Annotated in this window: 23 protein-coding genes, 3 tRNA genes and 1 other RNA gene; 25 read left to right on the forward strand and 2 right to left on the reverse strand. The window is 43.9% G+C overall.

What is annotated here, in order from left to right; genetic code table 11:
- The first annotated feature begins 40 nt into the window (after positions 1-40).
- Positions 41-784, forward strand: a complete 744-nt coding sequence (locus QS795_RS04630; RefSeq protein WP_154604639.1) for a type 2 GTP cyclohydrolase I — start codon at positions 41-43, stop codon at positions 782-784.
- 207 nt (positions 785-991) lie between these two features.
- Here QS795_RS04630 and QS795_RS04635 read toward each other — a convergent pair whose 3' ends face one another.
- Positions 992-2116, reverse strand: coding sequence for a Bcr/CflA family efflux MFS transporter (locus tag QS795_RS04635; protein WP_318626960.1), 1125 nt, complete (start codon positions 2114-2116; stop codon positions 992-994).
- Positions 2117-2226: 110 nt separating this feature from the next.
- Between QS795_RS04635 and QS795_RS04640 the strand changes: the two genes are divergently transcribed.
- Positions 2227-3021 carry an AraC family transcriptional regulator gene (locus QS795_RS04640; protein ID WP_286270147.1) on the forward strand — a complete coding sequence of 265 codons (795 nt, stop codon included), beginning with the start codon at positions 2227-2229 and terminating at the stop codon, positions 3019-3021.
- 48 nt (positions 3022-3069) lie between these two features.
- Here the strand turns inward: QS795_RS04640 and QS795_RS04645 are convergent, their stop codons facing one another.
- On the reverse strand, positions 3070-4356 hold the full coding sequence (locus QS795_RS04645; protein WP_036947815.1) for a citrate synthase: 1287 nt from the start codon (positions 4354-4356) through the stop codon (positions 3070-3072).
- 652 nt (positions 4357-5008) lie between these two features.
- Between QS795_RS04645 and sdhC the strand changes: the two genes are divergently transcribed.
- The 23 genes from sdhC (at position 5009) to QS795_RS04760 (ending at position 25375) form a co-directional block, all read left to right on the forward strand.
- On the forward strand, positions 5009-5398 hold the full coding sequence (gene sdhC / locus QS795_RS04650) for a succinate dehydrogenase cytochrome b556 subunit (RefSeq protein WP_004909059.1): 390 nt from the start codon (positions 5009-5011) through the stop codon (positions 5396-5398).
- On the forward strand, positions 5392-5736 hold the full coding sequence (gene sdhD, locus QS795_RS04655) for a succinate dehydrogenase membrane anchor subunit (protein WP_036947812.1): 345 nt from the start codon (positions 5392-5394) through the stop codon (positions 5734-5736). Before sdhC ends, sdhD begins: the two co-directional genes overlap by 7 nt.
- A gap of 1 nt (position 5737) precedes the next feature.
- The gene (gene sdhA / locus QS795_RS04660; RefSeq protein ID WP_108479381.1) at positions 5738-7504 is read left to right on the forward strand and encodes a succinate dehydrogenase flavoprotein subunit; all 1767 of its coding nucleotides are present in this window, start codon (positions 5738-5740) and stop codon (positions 7502-7504) included.
- A 35-nt stretch (positions 7505-7539) separates the two neighbouring features.
- Entirely contained in the window at positions 7540-8256 is a 717-nt protein-coding gene (locus QS795_RS04665) for a succinate dehydrogenase iron-sulfur subunit (protein ID WP_036947808.1), read from the forward strand.
- A gap of 378 nt (positions 8257-8634) precedes the next feature.
- Entirely contained in the window at positions 8635-11442 is a 2808-nt protein-coding gene (gene sucA, locus QS795_RS04670; protein ID WP_154639005.1) for a 2-oxoglutarate dehydrogenase E1 component, read from the forward strand.
- A gap of 14 nt (positions 11443-11456) precedes the next feature.
- On the forward strand, positions 11457-12665 hold the full coding sequence (odhB, locus tag QS795_RS04675; protein WP_036947796.1) for a 2-oxoglutarate dehydrogenase complex dihydrolipoyllysine-residue succinyltransferase: 1209 nt from the start codon (positions 11457-11459) through the stop codon (positions 12663-12665).
- A gap of 132 nt (positions 12666-12797) precedes the next feature.
- A complete protein-coding gene (gene sucC, locus QS795_RS04680; protein ID WP_006660449.1) occupies positions 12798-13964 on the forward strand; it encodes an ADP-forming succinate--CoA ligase subunit beta in 1167 nt (388 codons plus the stop codon).
- Positions 13964-14836: a succinate--CoA ligase subunit alpha gene (sucD, locus tag QS795_RS04685; protein WP_036947794.1), complete on the forward strand. Its 873-nt coding sequence runs from the start codon at positions 13964-13966 to the stop codon at positions 14834-14836. The genes sucC and sucD overlap by 1 nt, the downstream gene beginning before the upstream one ends.
- An 827-nt stretch (positions 14837-15663) precedes the next feature.
- Entirely contained in the window at positions 15664-17232 is a 1569-nt protein-coding gene (gene cydA / locus QS795_RS04690; protein ID WP_154604644.1) for a cytochrome ubiquinol oxidase subunit I, read from the forward strand.
- A gap of 14 nt (positions 17233-17246) precedes the next feature.
- Positions 17247-18386, forward strand: a complete 1140-nt coding sequence (cydB, locus tag QS795_RS04695; protein ID WP_154604645.1) for a cytochrome d ubiquinol oxidase subunit II — start codon at positions 17247-17249, stop codon at positions 18384-18386.
- Positions 18387-18398: 12 nt separating this feature from the next.
- Positions 18399-18521 carry a cytochrome bd-I oxidase subunit CydX gene (gene cydX / locus QS795_RS04700; RefSeq protein WP_006660445.1) on the forward strand — a complete coding sequence of 41 codons (123 nt, stop codon included), beginning with the start codon at positions 18399-18401 and terminating at the stop codon, positions 18519-18521.
- A gap of 5 nt (positions 18522-18526) precedes the next feature.
- A complete protein-coding gene (gene ybgE, locus QS795_RS04705; RefSeq protein WP_132494279.1) occupies positions 18527-18814 on the forward strand; it encodes a cyd operon protein YbgE in 288 nt (95 codons plus the stop codon).
- A 135-nt stretch (positions 18815-18949) separates the two neighbouring features.
- On the forward strand, positions 18950-19345 hold the full coding sequence (ybgC, locus tag QS795_RS04710) for a tol-pal system-associated acyl-CoA thioesterase (protein WP_318626964.1): 396 nt from the start codon (positions 18950-18952) through the stop codon (positions 19343-19345).
- Positions 19342-20025 carry a Tol-Pal system protein TolQ gene (gene tolQ / locus QS795_RS04715; protein WP_036947783.1) on the forward strand — a complete coding sequence of 228 codons (684 nt, stop codon included), beginning with the start codon at positions 19342-19344 and terminating at the stop codon, positions 20023-20025. Before ybgC ends, tolQ begins: the two co-directional genes overlap by 4 nt.
- Before the next feature lie 18 nt (positions 20026-20043).
- On the forward strand, positions 20044-20469 hold the full coding sequence (gene tolR, locus QS795_RS04720; RefSeq protein WP_154604646.1) for a colicin uptake protein TolR: 426 nt from the start codon (positions 20044-20046) through the stop codon (positions 20467-20469).
- A gap of 70 nt (positions 20470-20539) precedes the next feature.
- Positions 20540-21682: a cell envelope integrity protein TolA gene (tolA, locus tag QS795_RS04725; protein WP_318626966.1), complete on the forward strand. Its 1143-nt coding sequence runs from the start codon at positions 20540-20542 to the stop codon at positions 21680-21682.
- A gap of 144 nt (positions 21683-21826) precedes the next feature.
- Positions 21827-23119 (forward strand): Tol-Pal system beta propeller repeat protein TolB, encoded by a 1293-nt coding sequence (tolB, locus tag QS795_RS04730; protein ID WP_036947763.1) that lies wholly within the window; start codon positions 21827-21829, stop codon positions 23117-23119.
- 43 nt (positions 23120-23162) lie between these two features.
- The gene (gene pal / locus QS795_RS04735; RefSeq protein WP_006660438.1) at positions 23163-23660 is read left to right on the forward strand and encodes a peptidoglycan-associated lipoprotein Pal; all 498 of its coding nucleotides are present in this window, start codon (positions 23163-23165) and stop codon (positions 23658-23660) included.
- A 22-nt stretch (positions 23661-23682) separates the two neighbouring features.
- Positions 23683-24465 carry a cell division protein CpoB gene (cpoB, locus tag QS795_RS04740; protein ID WP_154600186.1) on the forward strand — a complete coding sequence of 261 codons (783 nt, stop codon included), beginning with the start codon at positions 23683-23685 and terminating at the stop codon, positions 24463-24465.
- A 205-nt stretch (positions 24466-24670) separates the two neighbouring features.
- Positions 24671-24746: transfer RNA gene (locus tag QS795_RS04745), tRNA-Lys, on the forward strand.
- 170 nt (positions 24747-24916) lie between these two features.
- Positions 24917-24992 (forward strand) — tRNA-Lys (locus tag QS795_RS04750).
- 34 nt (positions 24993-25026) lie between these two features.
- A tRNA-Lys gene (locus QS795_RS04755) sits at positions 25027-25102 on the forward strand.
- Positions 25103-25246: 144 nt separating this feature from the next.
- Positions 25247-25375: non-coding RNA, RtT sRNA (locus tag QS795_RS04760), on the forward strand.
- Positions 25376-25429 lie beyond the last annotated feature (54 nt).

A 25429-nucleotide genomic window follows, 5' to 3' on the forward strand; every position in this document is an offset into this window, starting at 1 on the left:
ATATGAATAAGTAGGAATTCAGTAGGTAAAGGACACGATTATGCATAATTTTAAGTTAGAAGAACTGATTAACGACGAGCTGAAAGTCAGTGAAATCCAAGACTATGCCCCAAATGGATTACAAGTAGAGGGTCGCCCTCATGTTAAAAAAATCGTGACAGGCGTGACAGCTTGCCAAGCATTATTGGATGAAGCGGTCAGACTCAATGCCGATGCGGTGATTGTGCATCATGGCTACTTTTGGAAAAACGAACCGGCCATTATCAAAGGTATGAAAAGAAATCGCCTAAAAACATTGCTGGCGAATGACATTAACCTGTACGGTTATCACCTACCATTAGATGCTCACCCAGTATTAGGTAACAATGCGCAACTGGCCCATATTATGGGTGTGCAAGTCAATGGCAACATTGAGCCACTGATGCCATTTGGCTTTTTCGACCAACCCATTACCCCCGCGGAATTAACCGAGCGTTTAGAAAATCGCTTAGGGCGTAAAGTATTGCATTGTGGTGATAACGCCAAAGAAGAAATTCGTCAAATTGCATGGTGTACTGGCGGTGGCCAGGGCTTTATTATGCAAGCGGCAGAATTTGGTGTAGATGCGTTTGTGACAGGGGAAGTGTCAGAGCAAACCATTCATATCGCAAGAGAGATGGGGATCCATTTCTACAGTGCAGGGCACCACGCAACAGAGCGTTATGGGATTAAGGCGTTGACGGAGTGGTTGAATGATAATCATGAGGTGGATGCAACGTTCATCGATATAGACAACCCCGCTTAAATTTTCGTCATATTTCATGCTGTGGCTGTGTTGGTTTCACGCAGCCACTTGGGTCACATACTTATGTATGCTCCCCAAGCTGTCTTTGTTCACCGCCTTGCCACAGCATGAACTATTTAGAAAATTGCTATGCAATAGAAATAACTACGCATAGAAAATTGCTATGTAATAGAAATAGCTACACAATAGAAACTAACTACAAACAGGTCAAGTTCGGTATTTTAGTGCGGTAAGGAGCAGTATTAGGCTTGACGTGGTTAGCACTAACCCTAGGTTTTGAACCTCGCCGGCGGCCATTAATCCGAGAGCTAATCCTAAATAGTAAAACAAACCTAAAATTGCGCCGGCGGTGCCTTTTCTGTCTTGATAATGATCCAGAGCGTGCGCCAAAATATTCGGAATTGCGATCCCATAGCCCACCACAATGCCCATAATTGGTAGCACAAACCCAATATGACCTTGTAGCAGATAAACTAAACCACTACTGACAATAGAGAGCCCACTTGCCAGTTTAACGAGTTTTTCTGGTGACCACGTTTTCGCCAATAATGTGCGATTAATCAGTGAACCGAGACCGACACCAAACGCTAACAGAATCCCAGTCAGACCAAATTGTTGTTGGTTGAACGTTAATTGTTCAAAAATAAAGGGGCCAAGCTGGTAATAACTGAATAAATTAATGTTGAAAAATGCAATCAATATCACATTTTGGAGAATTCGTTTATCCCCTAACATGTGTAAAAACGTGGTTAAAAATGGGGTTTTGATCACGTTCTGTGGTTTGGTCTCTGGAAGCTTATAACATGACCATAACAAAAGTATGGAAGCTAACAACGCTAAACCCATAAAAACGGCTCGGTAACTACCTAACCAAACTAAGCTGGCACCGAAAATCATCCCAAGTGCAGGGCTTATCGCTAAGGCGATGCCCATCACGGAGAAAATTTTGGCTAATTTATGACCTTGGAAACTGTCTCGCATCATGGTTTGTGTGCCAATAGAACCTACCGCAGCACCAAACGCAGATAACATACGCAGTAGCAGTAACCCATAGAAATGCGAGACAAAAAGTGCGCTTACAGAGGCAATACCATATAGAAATAACCCCAGCAAAATAGTGGGACGACGCCCAATCACATCACACATTCTGCCCCAAAATACGACACCAAAAGCGAAAGCAAAGAAATAGAGCGACAGCGTTTGAGAGGCTTGCTCGGCATTCACCTGAAATGCAGCCGCAATATCCGTTAACGCTGGACTATAAATGGTTTCGACAATTTGCGGAAACATCATTAGCGCTATTGCTAAAGATAATGAAAGTACGCGTTCCATATTGATTTACCTATTTATTTTCAAAGTATGTGGAATGGCGCAAAGTTTAGTGGCTTTTTATTTGTCTTATTACAATAATAAAGACAATAAATATCAAAAAAGAGACATTTATGGCGTGGTTATTACAGACGGATGAGTTTCAAACTCACTGGTATGATGCCCCCGTATTGGGGATTGCAGCCCAAATGGGGCAACATGATTCAGGAGCGCATACCCATGAAATGGGGCAGTTGTTATTTACACAACAAGGCTGCATTCGTATTAGTTTAGAGAACAACATCTCGTTGTTACCGCCAGGGAGAGTTGCATGGATCCCGCCATTTACACGCCATCGAGCGCAAATGCGTGCTTCGGTGGGCTATCGGTCTGTTTACTTAAGCCAAGAATATGCGCAGCAAATCTCTGATCAGGTGTGTATTTTAAGTATCTCTCCTTTGCTTCGAGAGTTATTGGAACGCATCGCGGTGGCGCCTTTTGAGAGTGATTGGCGAGAAGGGCGATTAGCAAGGTTACTCCCTGTTTTTATTGATGAATTACAATATGCAACAGAGGAGCCCACGCTACTTTCTTTACCTCAAGACAGACGTTTTAAGTCCCTTGACCTAGAACGACTGCCTCCGCCTTTGAACCAATTAGCTCAAACGGTTGGTGCCAGTGAGAAGACCATTACACGAATTTTTCTAAAAGAGACTGGAATGAGCTACCAAGCGTGGCGACAACAATGGCGATTTATCAAAGGGATAGAGCTATTATCGCAGGAGAAAACCTATGGATTTATTACTCAAGAGTTAGGTTTGACCAGCGACAGCGCATTTATTAGTTTTTTCCGCAAAATGAGTGGGATGACACCCCGGGAATACAGCGGTGAATCGAGCAAGAAAAATAGCGTAAAAATAGAGAGTTAAAACTAAAAAGCCCCGAATTTTCGAGGCTTTAGTCATCAATGAATTAAATTATTTTTTATCTAACTCAGAGCTGAATTCGCGTCTGTCGTAGCCAGTATACAGTTGGCGAGGACGTGCAATTTTCAGACCTTCATCGTGCATTTCGTTCCAATGTGCAATCCAACCAATGGTACGTGCAATTGCGAAGATAACGGTAAACATTGAAGATGGAATACCCATTGCTTTCAGGATGATACCTGAGTAGAAGTCAACGTTAGGGTACAGTTTCTTCTCAATGAAGTACGGGTCGTTCAGTGCGATACGTTCTAATTCCATGGCCACTTCAAGCAGGCTATCATTTAGACCCAGCTCGTTCAGGACTTCATGGCAAGTTTCACGCATAACGGTAGCGCGCGGGTCATGGTTTTTATAAACGCGGTGACCGAAGCCCATTAGGCGGAAAGAGTCGTTCTTATCTTTCGCACGTTCGATAAATGCTGGGATGTGCTCAACAGTTTGAATCTCTTCAAGCATACGTAAGCAGGCTTCGTTAGCACCACCATGAGCTGGCCCCCACAGAGATGCGATACCTGCTGCAATACACGCAAATGGGTTAGCGCCGGAAGAACCTGCGGTACGAACTGTTGAGGTTGATGCGTTTTGTTCGTGGTCAGCGTGCAGGATCAAAATACGGTCCATTGCGCGTTCAAGTACTGGATTAACCACATATTCTTCACATGGTGTAGAGAACATCATGTGCAAGAAGTTACCCGCATAAGATAAATCATTACGAGGATAAACAAAAGGTTGTCCGATAGAGTATTTGTAACACATCGCTGCAACGGTCGGCATTTTAGACAGCAGACGGTAAGCGGTGATTTCACGGTGGCGAGGGTTATTAACGTCTAATGCATCGTGGTAGAACGCTGCTAGAGCACCTGTTACCCCACACAGAACTGCCATTGGGTGAGAGTCACGACGGAAACCATTAAGCATGCGAGTGATTTGCTCATGGATCATGGTGTGGCGAGTCACCGTATTTTTAAATGTATTGTACTGTTCTTGGGTTGGTGCTTCGCCGTATAACAGGATATAACAGACTTCAAGGTATGAGGCTTGAGTGGCGAGTTGATCAATTGGGAAACCACGGTGGAGTAGAACGCCTTTATCACCATCGATATAGGTAATTTTTGACTCACAGGATGCGGTAGAAGTAAAGCCGGGGTCGTATGTGAAGAACCCTTTAGAACCTAAAGCTCGTACATCGATAACATCTTGGCCAATGGTCGGGCTTAGGATGTCTAGTTCGAAATCACCTTTACTTCCAGTCATTATCTTAGCTTTGTTATCAGCCATTTACGGTCTCCTTAGCGCTTGATAATCCACACTCAACAACCCAGAACTCAGCGTTATACTGCGTCTTTGAGCATTGTTCTATCGGTGTGTTGAGAAAATCAGCGGGATATCACATAAAACCTTGAAATCCGGCAACCAATATCAATACCGATAACAATGTGGTTAGGTTGTTTGCGAGTGTATAGGGCGTTATGTTCTTTTTTTGTTGTTTTCTCTACAATATCATTATTTGTGGTAAGGGAAACAACTTTCATAACTTTTGTTTATACTTGCATACTCATTCACATTACTACACGACTTTGGGTCATCCGTAACGTATTCAGATAAATCTGTCAGGCATATATGTAAGATAAATGTTGAATCATTGTCAAATAAGATAAGCACATTTATATAAAATGTTTAAATCGTGATCCTTCTCACTGTTCGGGCTAAATGTCTCCAAACCTTTTGTGTGGGAATTGTAATAGCAATGTGAAGACTTTATACTGACGCCAGGTCTCCGGATTACCCTGAGTAGGAGTTCCCAGCGTGATCAGTATGCAACTTTATTCAAACATGATGGATTAAAGTTTGTGTTAAGTTGCATTTTGTACCCCTGTCGCTGTCTGATTTCCACCCCAGGTCCGGAGGATGGAAAATAATAAAGAGCTGTGTGGGCAAAATTGTGAAAAAACAAAGACCTGTCAACCTTGATTTGCAGACGATTCACTTTCCGATTACTGCAATATCGTCGATCTTGCACCGTGTCTCTGGCGTCATTACTCTCATCGCAGTTGGTATTCTGCTTTGGTTGCTAGGGACTTCTCTCTCCTCTCCAGAAGGTTTTCAATACGCGTCTGAAATAATGACTGGCTTTTTTGCTAAGTTCATTCTTTGGGGGATCTTAACAGCGCTGGCATACCACATTTGTGGTGGTATTCGTCATATGCTGATGGATTTCGGTTGTGTTGATGAAACCCTTGCTGCGGGCAACTCATCCGCAAAAATTACATTTGTAATTACTGTAATTCTGGCAATTCTGGCGGGGATCTTAGTATGGTAAGTAATGCATCAGCTTTAGGCCGTACTGGTATCCAGGACTGGCTGCTAATTCGTGGTTCGGCGATCGTTATCGTCCTCTACGTACTCTACATTGTTGGCTTCGTAGCAATTAATGATATTACCTATGAAGTATGGCGTGGCTTCTTTGCCTCCTCTGTGACCAAAGTATTCACTATCCTCACATTGTTCTCGATTCTTGTGCATGCCTGGATTGGTATGTGGCAAGTACTGACTGACTATGTTAAGCCGCTGGCGATTCGCTTAGTGCTGCAACTGGCCATTGTGGTTGGTTTGCTGGCTTACTTAATTTACGGAACAATTGTTGTGTGGGGTGCATAAAATGAATCTGCCAATCAGAGAGTTTGACGCTATCGTTATCGGTGCGGGCGGTGCAGGTATGCGCGCAGCACTACAAATTTCTCAACAAGGCCTATCTTGTGCTTTGTTATCTAAAGTATTTCCAACTCGTTCTCATACTGTGTCAGCGCAAGGTGGTATCACTGTTGCACTCGGTAACACACACCCTGATAACTGGGAATGGCATATGTACGATACTGTTAAAGGTTCCGATTATATCGGTGACCAAGACGCTATCGAATACATGTGTAAAACAGGGCCGGAAGCTATCCTTGAATTAGAACATATGGGATTGCCTTTCTCTCGTCTTGATGATGGTCGTATTTATCAACGTCCATTCGGTGGTCAGTCTAAGAATTTCGGTGGCGAGCAAGCGGCACGTACTGCTGCGGCAGCGGACCGTACTGGTCACGCGCTGTTACATACTCTGTATCAGCAAAACTTAAAAAATCACACTACGATTTTCTCTGAATGGTATGCACTGGATTTAGTGAAAAACCAAGATGGCGATATCGTAGGCTGTACTGCAATCTGCATGGAAACGGGCGAGCTGGTTTACTTCAAAGCGAAAGCAACCATCTTAGCAACGGGCGGTGCAGGTCGTATTTACCAATCCACCACTAACGCACACATCAATACGGGTGACGGTGTGGGTATGGCAGTGCGTGCTGGTGTTCCATTACAAGATATGGAAATGTGGCAGTTCCACCCAACGGGTATCGCTGGCGCAGGTGTTCTGGTCACAGAAGGCTGTCGTGGTGAAGGCGGTTATCTGCTGAACAAAGATGGCGAGCGCTTCATGGAACGTTATGCACCAAACGCAAAAGACCTTGCTGGTCGTGACGTTGTTGCACGTTCAATCATGATTGAAATCCGTGAAGGTCGTGGTTGTGATGGCCCATGGGGTCCACACGCGAAACTGAAACTGGATCACTTAGGAAAAGACGTTCTGGAATCTCGCTTACCGGGTATCCTTGAATTATCTCGTACCTTTGCCCACGTTGACCCAGTTAAAGAGCCAATCCCAGTTATCCCAACGTGTCACTATATGATGGGTGGTATTCCAACTAAAGTGACGGGTCAAGCGATTCGCTATAACGAAAAAGGCGAAGACGAAGTGATTCCGGGTCTGTTTGCTGTGGGTGAGATTGCATGTGTATCTGTACACGGCGCTAACCGTTTAGGTGGTAACTCCCTGCTTGACCTCGTGGTATTTGGTCGTTCTGCTGGCTTACATCTGAATGAATCCATCATGGAACAGGGCCCAATGCGTGATGCATCTGAATCAGACATCGATGCAGCAATGGCTCGTTTCAATCGTTGGGAAAATGCGCGTACGGGTGAAGATCCAACTGATATCCGTAAAGCACTGCAATCTTGTATGCAGAACAACTTCTCCGTATTCCGTGAAGGGGATGCAATGGCGAAGGGCTTAGAAGAGCTGAAAGAAATCCGTGAACGTCTGAAAAATGCGCGTCTGGATGACACTTCAACTGAGTTCAATACCCAACGTATCGAATGTTTAGAGCTGGATAACCTAATGGAAACTGCTTATGCCACGGCACAAGCTGCAAACTTCCGTACAGAGAGCCGTGGTGCTCACAGCCGCTTTGACTTCCCAGATCGTGATGATGCAAATTGGTTATGTCACTCATTATATCTACCGCAATCTGAAACGATGACTCGTCGTGAAGTGAACATGCAACCTAAGTTGCGTGAAGCCTTCCCACCGAAGATTCGTACCTATTAATGCGTGGTGTTAATCCAGTTGCGGAGAAATAAACTATGAAACTAGAATTTTCGATTTATCGCTACAATCCTGATGTAGACAATGCGCCACGCATGCAAGATTACACCCTTGAAGTGAAAGAAGGGCGTGACATGATGCTGCTGGATGCGTTAATTCAGTTAAAAGAACAAGATCCAACACTCTCATTCCGTCGTTCTTGCCGTGAAGGTGTGTGTGGTTCTGATGGTCTGAACATGAACGGTAAAAACGGACTGGCTTGTATCACGCCATTGTCTGCTTTAACCCGTAGTGGTAAAAAAATTGTGATCCGTCCATTACCAGGTCTGCCAGTGATTCGTGACCTGATCATCGACATGACACAATTTTATACTCAATACGAAAAAATTCGTCCGTATCTTCTTAATGATAATAAGAATCCGCCGGCGCGTGAAAACTTACAGCTACCAGAACAACGTGAAAAACTTGATGGTCTTTACGAGTGTATTCTGTGTGCATGCTGTTCAACTTCATGCCCATCTTTCTGGTGGAATCCGGACAAATTTATCGGTCCAGCAGGTCTATTAGCTGCATATAGATTCTTAATTGATAGTCGCGATACTGAAACAGATTCACGATTAGATGATCTGAACGACGCTTTTAGTGTTTTCCGCTGTCATAGCATCATGAATTGTGTCAATGTATGCCCTAAAGGACTAAATCCAACGAAAGCTATCGGTCACATTAAGTCTATGTTATTGAAACATAGCGCCTAAATCGATACAGCCTGCGGCGCTTAGGTGCCGTAGGCTAAATTTGGATAGCACAAAATACGTACTTAAAGTAAAAAATAAGCGTAAAGTAAGTATAAGTCTTAAATTGAATCACTGAAACGTAAAGTAAAAAGTCAAAAAGTGAAAGTAAAAAGCCAACTGCAAAACCAGATGAAGACACTTGCGAAAGCAAGGAACCTTTAAAAACCGTAGACAGTTTTTAAAGGTTCCTTAAAAGGGAAACCCTTAATTGATAAGAGGGACTCCCAAAGTGAGAACATGCAAAAAGCACGTCCAAGAGAACCTTTATCGAGGTCGCTTAAATGCGGCGATTAGTTAACCACGGCGAAAACTAAAGCTTATAAAGCTTAAGGGATCACAATGCAGAACGGCGTAATGAAGGACTGGCTGGATTCAAGCTTTCTGGCAGGCGCGAACCAGTCTTATATAGAACAGCTCTATGAAGATTATCTGACTGACCCTAATTCCGTAGATGTCGAATGGAGAGAAATCTTCCAGCAACTACCTGGAGCGGGTAATAGCGGTGAGCAATTACACTCGCAAGCACGAGAATACTTCCGTCGCTTAGCAAAAGATTCTACCCGTTACCACACCTCTGTTAGCGATCCAACGATCGACGCAAAACAAGTTAAAGTTTTGCAGCTTATCAATGCCTTCCGCTTCCGCGGACATCAAAATGCAAATCTCGACCCGTTAGGACTTTGGAAACGCGAAGCCGTTCCAGATCTGGACCCTACATTCCATAACCTAACCAAAGAAGATTTCGACGAAACTTTCAACGTGGGTTCATTTGCAATTGGCAAAGAAACCATGAAACTCAGCGAGCTATATGACCACCTGAAACGCATCTATTGCGGCTCCATTGGTGCGGAATATATGCATATCACTAACACAGAAGAAAAACGTTGGATTCAACAACGTTTAGAGTCTGTGAATGTTGCGCAGCAATTTTCTAAAGAAGAAAAACGTCGCTTCTTAGCTGAATTAACAGCAGCGGAAGGTCTTGAGCGTTACCTTGGTGCAAAATTCCCAGGCGCAAAACGTTTCTCTTTAGAAGGTGGTGATGCACTGATCCCTATGCTGAAGGATCTTATCCATCATGCAGGCAAACAAGACACCCGTGAAGTGGTGCTTGGTATGGCGCACCGTGGCCGCCTAAATGTCCTGATCAACATTCTGGGTAAAAAACCAGCTGAATTATTTGATGAATTTGCTGGTAAGCATAAAGACCATTCAAGTGCTGGTGACGTTAAATATCACCAAGGTTTCTCTTCTGATTTCGAAACTGCGGGTTCCCGTGTTCACTTAGCACTGGCATTTAACCCATCACACTTAGAAATCGTAAGCCCTGTAGTTATCGGTTCTGTACGTGCTCGCCGTGACCGTCTGGACGAAGGGCGCAGCAACATGGTTCTGCCAATCACCATTCACGGTGACTCAGCAGTAACCGGTCAAGGTGTTGTACAAGAAACTCTGAACATGTCTCAGGCTCGTGGTTATGAAGTTGGCGGTACCATGCGTATCGTTATCAACAACCAAGTTGGTTTCACAACCTCCAACCCGAAAGACACACGTTCAACAGAATACTGTACTGATATCGTGAAAATGGTGCAGGCACCTATTTTCCACGTTAATGCTGATGACCCTGAAGCCGTCGCATTTGTGACTCGCTTAGCCTTAGATTTCCGTAACACCTTTAAGCGCGATGTGATGATCGACTTAGTGTGTTACCGCCGTCATGGTCATAACGAAGCTGATGAGCCAAGTGCAACTCAGCCAATCATGTACCAAAAAATCAAACAGCATCCAACTCCACGTAAAATCTACGCAGACCGTTTAATCGAAGCTGGCGTGGTTTCTGCGAATGAAGTCACTGAAATGGTTAACCTGTATCGTGACGCATTAGACCGTGGTGATTGTGTTGTTGAAGAATATCGTGAAATGGGTCTGCATTCTTATACATGGGAACCGTACTTAAACCATGAGTGGAATGAGCAATACAAATCTAACTACGATATTAAACGTTTAACTGAGTTAGCAACTAAGCTGAGCACGATCCCTGAAGGCATCGTTGCGCAATCTCGTGTTGAGAAAATTTATTCTGACCGCGCTGAAATGGCGAAAGGCGAAAAATTACTCGATTGGGGTGCTGCAGAAACTCTGGCTTACGGTACGTTAGTCGATGAAGGTATTCCAATCCGTTTATCTGGTGAAGATGCGGGTCGTGGTACGTTCTTCCACCGTCATGCCGTTGTTCACAACCAAACCAATGGTTCTGTGTACGTGCCTCTGCAAAATGTTCATAGTGGTCAAGGCGTATTCAACGTTTGGGATTCTGTTCTGACTGAAAACGCAGTATTGGCATTTGAGTATGGCTATGCAACAACTGAACCGCGCGCACTGACTATTTGGGAGGCTCAGTTCGGTGACTTTGCTAACTGTGCGCAAGTTGTTATCGACCAATTCATTAGCTCTGGTGAGCAAAAATGGGGTCGTATGTGTGGTCTGGTCATGTTACTGCCTCATGGTTATGAAGGTCAGGGCCCAGAGCACTCATCTGCACGTTTAGAGCGTTACCTGCAACTGTGTGCGGATCAAAACATGCAAGTGTGTGTGCCATCAACACCAGCTCAGGTTTACCACATGTTACGCCGTCAAGCACTGCGCGATATGCGTCGACCTCTGATTGTTATGTCACCTAAGTCACTGTTACGTCATCCATTAGCAGTTTCTAGCATGGATGAGCTGGCAAATGGTTCATTCCAACCAGTTATCGGTGAAATTGACGAAATTAATCCGAAAGATGTGAAACGCGTCGTTATGTGTTCCGGTAAAGTTTATTACGATTTATTAGAACAACGTCGTAAGAAAGAGCAAAAAGATGTGGCTATCGTGCGTATTGAACAGCTGTATCCGTTCCCACGTGAAGATATCCAAAAAGTATTCGCTCAGTATGCTCATGTGAAAGATTTCGTTTGGTGCCAAGAAGAGCCACTGAACCAAGGTGCTTGGTATTGCAGCCAGCACAATTTCCATGAAGCTATCCCAGCAGGCGCAACTTTACGCTATGCGGGTCGAGCAGCTTCTTCTTCTCCAGCAGTTGGTTATACCTCCGTTCACCAGGAACAACAAGCGGCCCTGGTTAATGACGCTTTGAACATTGCATAATTAAAGGATAGAAAATGAGTAGCGTAGAAATTCTTGTTCCCGATCTTCCTGAATCCGTCGCTGATGCAGCGGTTGCCACATGGCATAAAAAACCAGGTGACAGTGTTCAGCGTGATGAAGTTCTGGTTGAGATCGAAACAGACAAAGTTGTTCTTGAAGTTCCTGCAAGTGAAGCAGGTGTTCTGGAAGCCATTATTGAAGAAGAAGGCGCAACTGTTTTATCTAAACAGTTACTGGGTCGCATTCGTTTAGGCGATAGCACCGGTATTCCTGCTGAAGTTAAAGAAGCAGCACCTGCACCAGCAGCACGCCAAACAGCGAGCTTAGAAGAAGAAAGCAACGATGCACTGAGCCCAGCGATTCGTCGTCTGGTCGCTGAGCACAACCTGAACCCTGCGGATATCAAGGGAACTGGTGTTGGCGGTCGTCTGACTCGTGAAGATGTTGAAAAACATTTAGCAGCTAAACCAGCTGCGGCACCTGCGGCTCAAGCACCAGCTGCAGCTCAAGCACCATTAGCTCACCGTAGTGAAAAACGTGTTCCGATGACTCGCCTGCGTAAACGTATTGCAGAGCGTCTGTTGGAAGCGAAAAATAGCACGGCGATGTTAACAACCTTCAACGAAATCAACATGCAGCCTATTAAAGACCTGCGTGCGCAGTACGGTGAAGCATTCGAAAAACGTCACGGTGTACGTTTAGGCTTTATGTCTTTCTACATTAAGGCGGCGGTTGAAGCACTGAAACGCTATCCAGAAGTGAACGCTTCTATCGATGGTTCTGACGTGGTTTACCATAACTATTTCGATATCAGTATTGCGGTATCAACACCGCGTGGCCTGGTAACACCAGTTCTGCGTGATGTGGATGCAATGAGCATGGCTGATATTGAGAAAAATATTAAAGAGCTGGCTGTCAAAGGTCGCGACGGTAAATTAACTGTTGAAGATTTAAGTGGCGGTAACTTCACTATCACTAACGGTGGTGTGTTCGGTTCTCTGATGTCTACTCCAATCATTAACCCACCACAAAGCGCAATCTTAGGCATGCATGCCATCAAAGACCGCCCAATGGCAGTTAATGGTAAGGTAGAAATTCTTCCAATGATGTATTTAGCGCTGTCTTATGACCACCGTTTAATCGATGGTCGTGAATCAGTTGGCTTCTTAGTGGCTATCAAAGATATGTTGGAAGATCCAACTCGTTTACTGCTAGACGTATAGAAACATAACAGGGCAGGGGGACAACCTGTCCGGTCTGAGGTAACCGATGCAGCCAGTTCGCTGGCTGCTAAATCTGTAACAATTGCAAGGGGCGATAAACGCTCCTCCAGACTCAATTATGGATAGAACATCATGAATTTACACGAGTATCAGGCAAAACAGCTTTTTACACGCTATGGTTTACCAGCACCAACTGGTTATGCCTGTTCATCAGTAGAAGAAGCAGTAGCTGCGGCGAAAAAAATCGGTAATGGTCCATGGGTTATCAAATGCCAAGTTCACGCAGGTGGACGCGGTAAAGCTGGCGGCGTAAAAGTTACAAAAGATATCAATGACATCCGCGAATTTGCTGAAAAATGGTTAGGTAAGAATCTGGTTACTTACCAAACTGATGCAAATGGTCAACCGGTTAACCAAATTTTGGTTGAAAGCGCGACTGACATCGCTAAAGAACTGTATTTAGGTGCAGTCGTTGACCGTGGTACACGTCGTGTTGTATTCATGGCATCAACTGAAGGCGGCGTTGAAATTGAAAAAGTTGCTGAAGAAACACCAGAACTGATCCACAAAGCTGTTATCGATCCACTGACTGGTCCAATGCCATATCAAGGTCGTGAACTGGCGTTCAAATTAGGCTTAACGGGTAAACAAGTTAGCCAATTCGCTAAAATCTTCATGGGATTAGCGACCATGTTCTTAGAGCGCGATTTAGCGCTGATCGAAGTTAACCCATTAGTTATCAATACTGAAGGCGATTTAGTTTGCTTAGACGGTAAATTAGGCGTGGATAGCAACGCTCTGTATCGTCAAGCTGAAATGCGTGAAATGCACGATCCATCTCAAGAAGATGCGCGTGAAGCTCAAGCGGCTAAGTGGGAACTTAACTACGTTGCTCTGGATGGTAACATCGGCTGTATGGTTAACGGTGCGGGCCTTGCAATGGGTACCATGGATATCGTTAAACTGCACGGCGGTGCGCCAGCTAACTTCCTTGACGTTGGTGGCGGTGCAACCAAAGAACGCGTAACTGAAGCGTTTAAAATCATTCTTTCGGATAAGAGCGTTAAAGCTGTATTCGTAAACATTTTTGGTGGTATCGTTCGCTGTGACCTGATTGCAGACGGCATCATTGGTGCAGTAGAAGAAGTTGGCGTGAATGTACCAGTAGTTGTACGTTTAGAAGGTAACAATGCAGAGTTAGGTGCGAAAAAACTGGCAGACAGCGGCTTAAATATTATCGCTGCAAACAGCCTGACAGATGCAGCTAAGAAAGCAGTAGCAGCGGCGGAGGCTAAATAATGTCTATTTTAATCGATAAAAACACCAAAGTAATTTGCCAAGGGTTCACTGGCGGTCAAGGTACTTTCCACTCCGAACAAGCTATTGCTTACGGTACAAAAATGGTTGGCGGTGTAACGCCAGGTAAAGGTGGTACAACTCACCTAGGTTTACCGGTATTTAACACTGTGCGTGAAGCAGTAGAAGCAACGGGTGCAACAGCATCTGTTATCTACGTGCCAGCACCATTTTGTAAGGATTCTATCCTTGAAGCGATTGATGCAGGTATCAAACTGATCATCACTATCACAGAAGGTATTCCAACACTGGATATGCTGACCGTTAAAGTGAAATTAGACGAAGCTGGCGTTCGTATGATTGGCCCTAACTGCCCAGGTGTTATCACTCCGGGCGAGTGCAAAATCGGTATCCAACCTGGCCACATTCATATGCCAGGTAAAGTTGGTATTGTTTCACGTTCAGGTACACTGACTTATGAAGCGGTAAAACAAACAACGGATGCAGGTTTAGGCCAATCTACTTGTGTTGGTATCGGTGGTGACCCAATTCCTGGTTCAAACTTTATCGATATCCTGAAATTATTCCAAGAAGACCCACAAACTGAAGCGATCGTGATGATCGGTGAAATCGGTGGTAACGCGGAAGAAGAAGCGGCTGCATACATCAAAGAGCACGTTACTAAGCCTGTTGTTGGCTATATCGCGGGTGTGACTGCACCTAAAGGTAAGCGTATGGGACATGCTGGTGCAATTATCGCTGGTGGTAAAGGTACTGCCGACGAGAAATTTGCTGCTTTAGAAGCAGCTGGCGTGAAAACTGTACGTAGCTTGGCTGATATCGGCGATGCTGTGAAGTCTATGCTAAACAAATAAGCGCAATATGAGCTTATAGCTCGTATAACGTAAGAGACGAAGCCCGTGCTTTCTAGGAAGCGCGGGTTTTTTTATGGCTAATGATTGTACTTATTTCATGTAATTCCTACTAAAAGCTTAAAAGGTAGGATTTTTAATGAGTAATACCAAAATAAATCAGCATAAATAGTAAGTTTTGAGTAAGTTTATTATTGAATATGAAATAGCACAAAATGGGAAATAGCCTAATTTGATATTAGATCAATTTTTTATTTTGAAATTATTTTGATTAACTGAATATAGGGCTTTTTCTACGATAATTATCTTTATTAATAAATAAAGTAATAATTTAGAAATGGGCTGCTATTATAAATAAACATTCTTTTTTAGATTGAGAAAAACAAAAGTTATCATTTTGTTTTAATCTTATTAAAAAAGTAAAAAAACCTATATCAATTAAAATAACAGATAGTTAACAACTGGCTAACTATTATTTGAATCGGGTCGAGAACAATTAACAAGTGAGAAAAAATTGACGTAAATCAATTTATTACCACTAGCTTTATTTGCCCAAATTGCTTAAATTGGTGCTCGATCAAATACTCATTTTTCTATTAAAGGGTATAATTATTGATATAACTTCAGAATTCAAATCTGAATCACGTAAAAGAAGTTTATTGTATGTGAAGATAGGCGTACTATTATTATGGTAGGTTTTTTCTTTTACTTTTGTTAATTATTTGTTGTTTTGAGGCATTTTTTGCTGGTAGTTAAGAGGCTTTCCTGTTTAACACTGGAAGCTGGGTTGCCGCAAGTCGGTGTCTTCCTGCTAGGAGCAAGGAGTCAAGATGTTTGATATTGTCGAACTGTCACGATTACAGTTTGCCTTAACTGCGATGTATCACTTCCTGTTCGTTCCATTAACGCTCGGTATGGCGTTTTTGCTTGCGATTATGGAGACGGTATATGTGCTGTCTGGTAAACAAATTTATAAAGATATGACTAAGTTCTGGGGCAAGTTATTTGGTATTAACTTCGCTCTGGGTGTTGCGACTGGTCTGACTATGGAGTTCCAATTCGGGACTAACTGGTCATACTACGCCCACTATGTTGGAGATATCTTCGGTGCGCCTCTGGCAATCGAAGGTCTGATGGCATTCTTCTTAGAATCTACCTTTGTTGGTTTATTCTTCTTCGGTTGGGATCGTTTAAGCAAAACTCAGCACCTTGCGGTGACTTGGTTAGTTGCTTTAGGTTCTAACTTCTCTGCGCTGTGGATTCTGGTTGCGAACGGTTGGATGCAAAACCCTATCGCTGCAGACTTCAACTACGAAACAATGCGTATGGAAATGGTTAGCTTCTCTGAGCTAGTCCTGAACCCAGTTGCGCAAGTTAAATTCGTTCACACAGTTGCTGCTGGTTATTGTACTGGTGCCATGTTCATTCTGGGTATCAGCTCTTACTATATGCTTAAAGGTCGTGACTTGGCATTCGCTAAGCGCTCTTTTGCAATTGCTGCAAGCTTTGGGATGGCTGCCGTTCTTTCTGTTATCGTTCTTGGTGATGAATCAGGTTACGAAATGGGTGACGTGCAGAAAACGAAGCTGGCCGCTGTTGAAGCAGAGTGGGAAACCCATGCGCCTCCAGCTGCATTTAACCTAATCGCATTCCCAAGCAATGAGAAACAAGAGAATACATTCTCTATCTCAATTCCATGGGCGATGGGTATTATTGCAACGCGTTCTATCGACACGCCAGTATTAGGTCTGAAAGATCTTATGAAGCAACACGAAGTCCGTATCCGTAACGGTATGGTTTCTTATGGTCAATTACAACAGCTGTTAGCTGGTGATAAGAGCCCAGAACTGCGTGCTGCGTTCGAAGCAAGTAAAAAAGACCTTGGTTATGGCCTTCTGTTAAAACAATACACACCAAACGTTGTTGATGCGACAGAAGAACAAATTCAGAAAGCGGTTAAAGACAGTATTCCTAATGTTGCACCACTGTTCTGGGCATTCCGTATCATGGTTGCAGTCGGCTTCGCGTTACTGTTAATCATCGGTTGGTCATTCCTGTCAGTTGTTCGTAACCGTATTGGTAAGAGCAAACTGCTGCTTCGTCTGGCTCTGTTTGGTATTCCATTACCATGGATTGCTATTGAATCAGGCTGGTTCGTGGCTGAGTATGGTCGTCAACCGTGGGCAATTGGTGAAGTGTTACCGGTTTCGGTCGCACACTCTAACTTAACCCCACAAGACCTGATCTTCTCTATGGCTCTGATCTGTGGTCTGTATACACTGTTCTTAATTGCCGAAATGTTCTTAATGTTCAAATTCGCTCGCAAAGGGCCTAGCAGCCTGAAAACCGGTCGTTACCATTTTGAACAGAAAAATAGTTCAGCACACGACGTTCAGTAAACAGGAGTCCACTTATGTTTGATTATGAAGTTCTTCGATTTGTGTGGTGGATCCTTATCGGCGTACTGCTGATTGGATTTGCCGTCACGGATGGCTTTGACATGGGCGTAGGCTTCTTATTACCTATCTTAGGTAAAACAGATACTGAACGCCGCGTTATGATTAACTCAGTAGCACCGCACTGGGATGGTAACCAAGTTTGGTTAATCACAGCGGGTGGTGCAATGTTCGCTGCATGGCCTCAGGTTTATGCTGCTTCATTCTCTGGCTTCTATGTTGCTATGATTTTGGTATTAGCTGCATTGTTCTTCCGTCCGGTTGGTTTCGACTACCGTTCTAAACTGGAGAACCCAAAATGGCGTAGCATGTGGGACTGGGGTCTGTTCATCGGTGGTTTCGTGCCTCCGTTAGTTATCGGTGTTGCGTTTGGTAACCTGTTACTGGGTGTTCCACTGCAAATCGATAACCAACAGTATCTGACTTATACAGGTAACCTGTTTGGTCTGCTGAACCCATACGGTCTGTTAGCTGGTGTTGTCGGTTTAATGATGATTGTTACCCAAGGTGCAACTTATCTGCAAATGCGTACAACGGGCGAACTGCACTTACGTACCCGTAAAGCAACTTACATCTGTGCGTTTATCACTTTAGCTGCTTTTGCTGGTGCTGGCGTATGGTTAGTGATGGGTATCGATGGTTATGTTGTGACTTCAACGATTGATACATTAAGCCCGTCTAACCCACTGAACAAAACTGTAGAAGTTGTTTCTGGTGCATGGTTAACTAACTTTAATACGTATCCAATCCTGTGGGCTTTACCTGGCCTGGGTCTGGCATTACCTCTGTTAACGATGATTGCAACTAAAGCAGATAAAAATGGTTGGGCGTTCCTGTTCTCCTCATTGACTATCGCGTGCATTATCTTGACATGTGGTGTTGCAATGTTCCCATTCGTCATGCCTTCAAGCATCATGCCAAATGCAAGTTTGACCATGTGGGATGCGACATCTAGCCTGTTCACTCTGCAAGTTATGACTGTTGTTGCTATCATTTTTGTTCCAATCATCCTGTGCTACACCGCGTGGTGTTACTACAAAATGTTTGGTCGTTTGGACAAAAACTTCATCGAAAGCAACAAGCATTCACTGTATTAAGGAGCATAACATATGTGGTATTTCGCCTGGATCCTCGGCACTCTGTTAGCTTGTAGTTTTGCAGTGATTGCAGCATTAGCCCTTGAGCACTCTGAAAGTGCAAAAGAAGCTAAAACAGCTAAAGATGGTGAGTAAATAGTATGCTGATGGATAAATCCTATCAGCTATTAGGAAAGGGCCCGATAAGGGCCCTTATCCTTATATTAGCTTTAGTAACCGCTGGTGCAGTAATGTGGGATCCTTCCCTGTTTGCAGCCAATACCAGTGCATTTCCAATCTGGCAAGGTCTTCTCATGATATGGGCAACTTGCAGCGCCATCATTTTTGGAGTGGGTTTCCTACCCAACAAATTGACGTGGCGAGTGCTGTTCCACCCATTACCTGCAGCCATCATTCTTATCTGGGGACTTGTAAAAGTCTTTAGTTAATCTAAATTCAGATTGTGGGTCATGCGACCCGCAATTATTTTTGATATCTTTACCTGCAAAGTGATTCCAAAGCGGCACTGTCTTGCGTATAGTGACACCGTTAATTAATTTAACCTAAGACGGAGTGGTTTTTTTATGTTATTTCGCTGGCCTGTTCGCGTGTATTATGAAGATACAGATGCGGGCGGAGTTGTATATCATGCACGTTATCTGGCTTTTTTTGAGCGGGCAAGAACGGAAATGTTGCGGAATAAAGGTATTAACCAACAAAGTTTACTCGCTGAGAGCCTTGGTTTTGTCGTCCGTAGTATGACCATCGACTTTATTAAGGGGGCTCGGTTAGATGACCTGCTGGAAGTAGAAACGGAAGTCGTTGAAATAAAACGCGCTTCTTTACTCTTTCAGCAAAGGTTAGTTGATTTGCAAGGTAACTTGCTTTGTGGGGCAACAGCCCTAATTGCTTGTGTGGACACATCTAAAATGAAGCCGAAAGCGCTTCCTAAGTCTATTGTCGCGGAGTTTAAGCAGTGACTGACATGAATATCTTGGATTTATTCCTAAAAGCGAGCCTATTGGTTCAGCTGATTATGTTCGTTTTGATCGGTTTTTCTATTGCATCGTGGGCGATTATTATCCAGAGAACGAAAGTTTTAAATGCCGCCACGCGCGAAGCGGAAGCATTTGAAGATAAATTCTGGTCAGGTATCGAGCTGTCCCGCTTATATAAAGAAAGCCAAGCTCGTCGTGATGCATTAGGTGGCGCTGAGCAAATTTTTTACTCTGGCTTCAAAGAATTTGTTCGCTTACATCAAGCAAATATTCATGCGCCAGATGCAGTTGTGACTGGTGCATCTCGTGCTATGCGCATTTCCATGAACCGTGAGTTGGAATCCGTTGAATCGCATATCCCATTTTTAGGTACCGTAGGGTCAATTAGTCCTTATATCGGTCTGTTTGGTACCGTTTGGGGGATCATGCACGCATTTATCGCACTGGGTGCGGTAAAACAAGCAACACTACAAATGGTTGCTCCGGGTATTGCGGAAGCTCTGATTGCAACAGCAATCGGTCTATTCGCGGCAATCCCAGCTGTTATGGCATACAACCGTTTAAACTTACGTGTGAATAAACTTGAGCAAAGCTACGATAACTTTATGGAAGAATTCCTCGCTATCTTGCATCGTCAAGCATTCTCGGCTGATAAGAAATAAGACGAGGGAGAAAAGCGAATGGCGCGCAATAGTAGACGCAGACGTGAGCTAAAATCCGAAATCAACATTGTTCCATTACTGGATGTATTGTTGGTGCTTTTGCTGATTTTCATGGCAACGGCACCCATTATCTCTCAGAGCGTGGAAGTTGACTTGCCGGATGCAACAGATACCCAAACCGTCTCATCCAGTGATAATCCCCCCGTCATTTTAGAAGTGGCGGGTGTTGATCAATATAATTTATTGGTCGATGGTGAGCGCATGGAATTACTGCCACCTGAACAAATTTCAGCGGTCGCAAAAGAACAGTTAGAAAAAAATCCGAAAACGATTTTCCTAATTGGTGGTGCGAAAGAAGTTCCTTATGACGAAGTCATTAAGGCGCTGAATATGTTACACAGTGCCGGGATCAAATCTGTTGGTTTGATGACTCAACCTCTTTAATTTGCTGATGCCACTTTGAGAGTGGCGCAGATATAATTGAAAAGAATCGATTCTTTTTTTGGAAACCAGAGTGGGAAAGACAAAAGAGAAACAGGATGACTTGAAGCGCTCATTAATGATGTCAATTGGATTGCACATCTTACTGATCGCTTTAATTGTTATAGGCTCTTTAGTGACTGTCGTCCAACTTGGCGGCGGTGGGGAAGAGGGGACTGTCATTGATGCAGTTATGGTCGACCCTGGTGCAGTTGTTGAGCAATATAATCAATCTCAACAGCAGCAAAAAAGTTCCCAGCAAGCAGCTAAAGAGCGTAAAGAACAGCAACAAAAACAAGATGCTGAGCTAAGAGAAAAGCAAGAGCAGGAACAAAAACGTCTGCAAAAACTTGAAGAAGAACGGATTCAAACTCAGCGAGAAACGGAACAACAGCAGAAACAAGCTGAAGAGCAGAAAAAGCAAGCCTTAGACGCAGCTAAAAAAGCGAAGGAAGAGCAAAAAATAGCGGAAGAAGCCGCTGCTCAAGCTAAAGCTGAAAAAGAAAAACTCGTGAAAGAACAAGCGGCAGCGAAAGAAAAAGCTGACGCACAAGCTAAGAAAGAAGCTGAAGCTGCTAAGGCTAAGGCAGAAAAAGAAGCTAAAGAAAAAGCGGAAGCGGACGCTAAAGCTAAAGCAGACAAAGAAGCTAAAGCCAAAGCGGATGCTGATGCTAAAGCAAAAGCTGAAAAAGAAGCTAAAGCTAAGGCAGATAAAGAAGCTAAAGAAAAAGCGGACAAAGAAGCGAAAGCAAAAGCTGCGAAAGCCAAAGCTGAAGCTGCGAAAAGTGCATCATCGGTTGATGATTTGCTGGGTGATTTAACTGCATCAGGACCAAGCAAGCAAGGTGGACAAACGGCTGCGGGTAGCGGTGGTGGTAAAAAATCAGGCGCATCAAATGCTGATGTTGATAGCTATGCCGGTAAAATTAAGGCTGCAGTTCAAAGTAAATTCTATGATTCAGAAAGTTATCGTGGACGTACTTGTGAATTGCAATTGAAGTTAGCACCAGATGGATTGTTGGTGAATATTTCACCGAAAAATAATCCAGCAAATGATCCTGCGTTATGTGAGGCGGCAATGAGAGCAGCAAAACTTGCGACTATGCCAAAACCACCTAGCAGAGAGGTCTATGATACGTTTAATAAATCGGGTAGCACATTGGTATTTAAGCCTTGATTTTCAATAACTCAGAGCAGTCTGTATTGTAAGTTTTGAGGCAATGTAATAAATAGTTTGTGTGCTATCTAGTTTTGTTAGTATACCTTTGTTAAAATTCAGCGAATTATTGCGGTGGTGAATATCGCAGTAAGGGAGATTAGGATGAAGCATGCGTTTAAAATAGTTCTCGGGTTCTTAATGCTATGGGCTACTGTTGCTCAGGCAGAGATCCGTATTGAGATTACTGAAGGTGTTAACTCAGCTCAGCCAATCGGCGTTGTCCCATTTAAATGGGCAGGTGCAGGTGCACCACCACAAGAAGTGGGCGGAATTGTTGGTGCTGATTTACGCAATAGCGGTAAATTTAACCCTATTGAACCAAGTCGCATGCCTCAGCAACCAGGCACGGCTTCAGAAGTGACGCCAGAGGCTTGGACTGCGTTAGGTATTAACGCGGTTGTTGTTGGTCAAGTTCAACCAGCAGCTGATGGTAGCTTTGTTGTTAGCTATCAGTTAGTGGATGTTGCCGCTAACCCAGGTGCAGTTTTAGCGCAAAACCAATTTAAAGTGACCAAAGATTGGTTACGCTATGCGGCGCATACTGCAAGTGATGAAGTATTTGAGAAATTGACTGGTATCCGTGGTGCTTTCCGTACGCGTATTGCTTACGTGGTGAAGACCAATGGCGGTCAATATCCGTTTGAATTACGAGTTTCTGACTATGACGGTTTTAACCAATTTACGGTTCACCGTTCACCAGAACCTTTAATGTCGCCAGCTTGGTCACCAGATGGCCAAAAGATTGCGTACGTAACGTTTGAAAGTGGTAGTTCTGCGCTAGTTATCCAGACTCTATCAAGTGGTGCCGTTCGTCAGGTTGCATCATTCCCACGTCATAATGGGGCACCTGCATTCTCACCAGATGGGACTAAACTAGCTTTTGCTCTGTCTAAGACAGGCAGCCTGAATTTATATGTGATGGACTTAGGTAGTGGTCAAATTCGTCAAGTAACAGATGGTCGTAGTAACAATACTGAACCAAGCTGGATGCCGGATAGCCAAACTTTAGTTTATACCTCAGATCAGGCAGGACGTCCGCAGATTTATAAAATGAATATTAATGGTGGTAGTCCTGTGCGTGTTTCCTATGAAGGATCGCAAAATCAGGATGCTGATGTAAGCCCGGATGGAACTTTCTTAGTGATGGTCAGCTCCGGGGGCGGTCAGCAGCATATCGCCAAACAGGATCTGGCAACGGGTAACGTTGAATATTTAACGTCAACGTTTCTAGATGAAACGCCGAGTATCGCACCTAACGGCACTATGGTAATTTATAGCTCCTCTCAAGGCTTGGGGACTATATTGCAGCTAGTTTCGACCGACGGGCGTTTCAAAGCGCGTCTTCCGGCAACCGATGGACAGGTTAAATTCCCTGCCTGGTCGCCGTATCTGTGATGCATAATAATAATGTGTGGCAAAAATATTAAGGATCAAAACGATGCAACTGAATAAAGTGCTTAAAGGGCTGATGATCGCATTACCAATCATGGCAGTCGCAGCTTGTAGCTCTAACAAAAACAACGACCAAACTGGTGACGATTCTTCTATGAATCAAACTAACACTGGTCTGTCTGCGGAAGAGCTGGCACGTCAGCAAATGGAACAACTGCAACAGAACAACACTGTTTACTTTGGTTTCGATAAATACAACGTATCTCCAGAGTACGCTGAAATGTTAGATGCACACGCAGCATTCCTGCGTAGCAACCCATCTGTACGTGTTGTTGTTGAAGGCCATGCGGATGAGCGCGGTACTCCAGAATACAACATCGCACTGGGCGAGCGTCGTGCTAACGCAGTTAAAATGTATCTGCAAAGCAAAGGCGTTTCAGGTGACCAAGTTTCACTGGTTTCTTACGGTAAAGAAAAACCAGCTGTGTTAGGTCACACTGAAGCAGACTACGCGAAAAACCGTCGTGCAGTCATTGCATACTAATAGATAAGCGAAATTATCTATTATGAACAGTAACTTCAGACAATTACTAGTTGGTCTGTCGTTATTGGTTGGCGTAGCGGCCCCTTGGGCCGCTATTGCCCAAGCGCCAATCAACAATGTCGGATCGGGTTCTTCCGCAGACCGCCTCACTCAACTTGAGACAGCTGTTAGCTCTCAAGGTCAAATGATTTATCAAATCCAGCAGCAATTAGCCGATAACCAACGTGATATTGATATGTTACGTGGACAGATTCAAGAAAGTGAATACAAATTGAATCAGGTTGTTGAGCGCCAAAAAGATTTGTATATGCAATTAGACAAAGCGAGTGGTGGTGATTCTTCAAGCTCTTCAGATGCAACTGATACTAGTGCATCAAATGCGCAATCATCTTCTTCAGATACGCCAGCTGCAAGCTCTGGCGGTAATGAAAAAGATGATTACAATGCAGCTGTTAAACTGGCGATGGAAAGTAAGTCCAAAGCACAGATTGACGAAGCGATTGGTGCATTGCAAGGGTTTATCAAAGCATATCCAAAATCTGGATATCAATCGAATGCCAACTATTGGCTAGGACAGTTAAACTACAACAAAGGTAGCAAGGATGACGCCGCATTCTACTTTGCGACTGTAGTTAAGCAGTATCCGAAGTCTCAAAAAAGCAGTGAAGCCTTATTTAAAGTGGGCTTGATCATGCAAGATAAGGGACAGAAAGATAAAGCGAAGGCTGTTTACCAGCAGGTATTACAACAATACCCAAATAGTTCTGGTGCAAAACTTGCAGAGAAGAAGCTCAGTACACTGTAATTGATAACCCCGAAGCGATGTAGCCGAATATTTCGGGGTTATCCGTATGTTTAGTGTGCACTTAATCTTTTTTTTAAAAAAAAGCATTGCACCCTCGTCAGAAATCAGTAATATAAGCCGCCGTTGATACGAGAAAGCGCGGGTTGATAAATCCGAGCCATATCAGCAAGAATCGATTAAACATTGATTCTAAAAACATTTAGATGGGTCGTTAGCTCAGTTGGTAGAGCAGTTGACTTTTAATCAATTGGTCGCAGGTTCGAATCCTGCACGACCCACCATCTAAAAGCAGTAAATAGTTCAAGCAGTTCAGATGGGCCATTAGCTCAGTTGGTAGAATTGTTAACTGTTAATAAGATGGTTGCAGGTTCAGCCCGTAGGGTGAGACCAAAGGTCGAAGAATCCTGTACGTTCTCGACATTATATTAGTACAGAAAATCAAAAATTAGATGGGTCGTTAGCTCAGTTGGTAGAGCAGTTGACTTTTAATCAATTGGTCGCAGGTTCGAATCCTGCACGACCCACCATCTAAAAGTAGTAAACAATTCAAGTATTTCAGATGGGTCGTTAGCTCAGTTGGTAGAGCAGTTGACTTTTAATCAATTGGTCGCAGGTTCGAATCCTGCACGACCCACCATCTCAAGTAAAACTCCAGTGATTGAATCATACCTCGACAAGATGGTTGCAGGTTCAACACGAAGTGTCAGTTCGAAGAACTGAAATCCTGCACGACCCACCATCTCAAGAAAACTCCCCAATCACAAACAACTCTGTCATTTGCATATTGTACATTGAGTGCGAGTGAGAGGCTGCGTTCAGGTTTGAGCCGAGCGAAGCGAGACAGCGTTGCGCTTGCCGCAACGACCCGAAGGGCGAGGGCAAAGCCCGAGTGATCCTGCACGACTATCTCTTTCTGTACCCTTAGAAAATCCCAAAAAACTAGCATTCCCTCGCCAGCCTAATA

Source organism: Providencia zhijiangensis (assembly GCF_030315915.2).
Classification (GTDB): Bacteria; Pseudomonadota; Gammaproteobacteria; order Enterobacterales; family Enterobacteriaceae; genus Providencia; species Providencia zhijiangensis.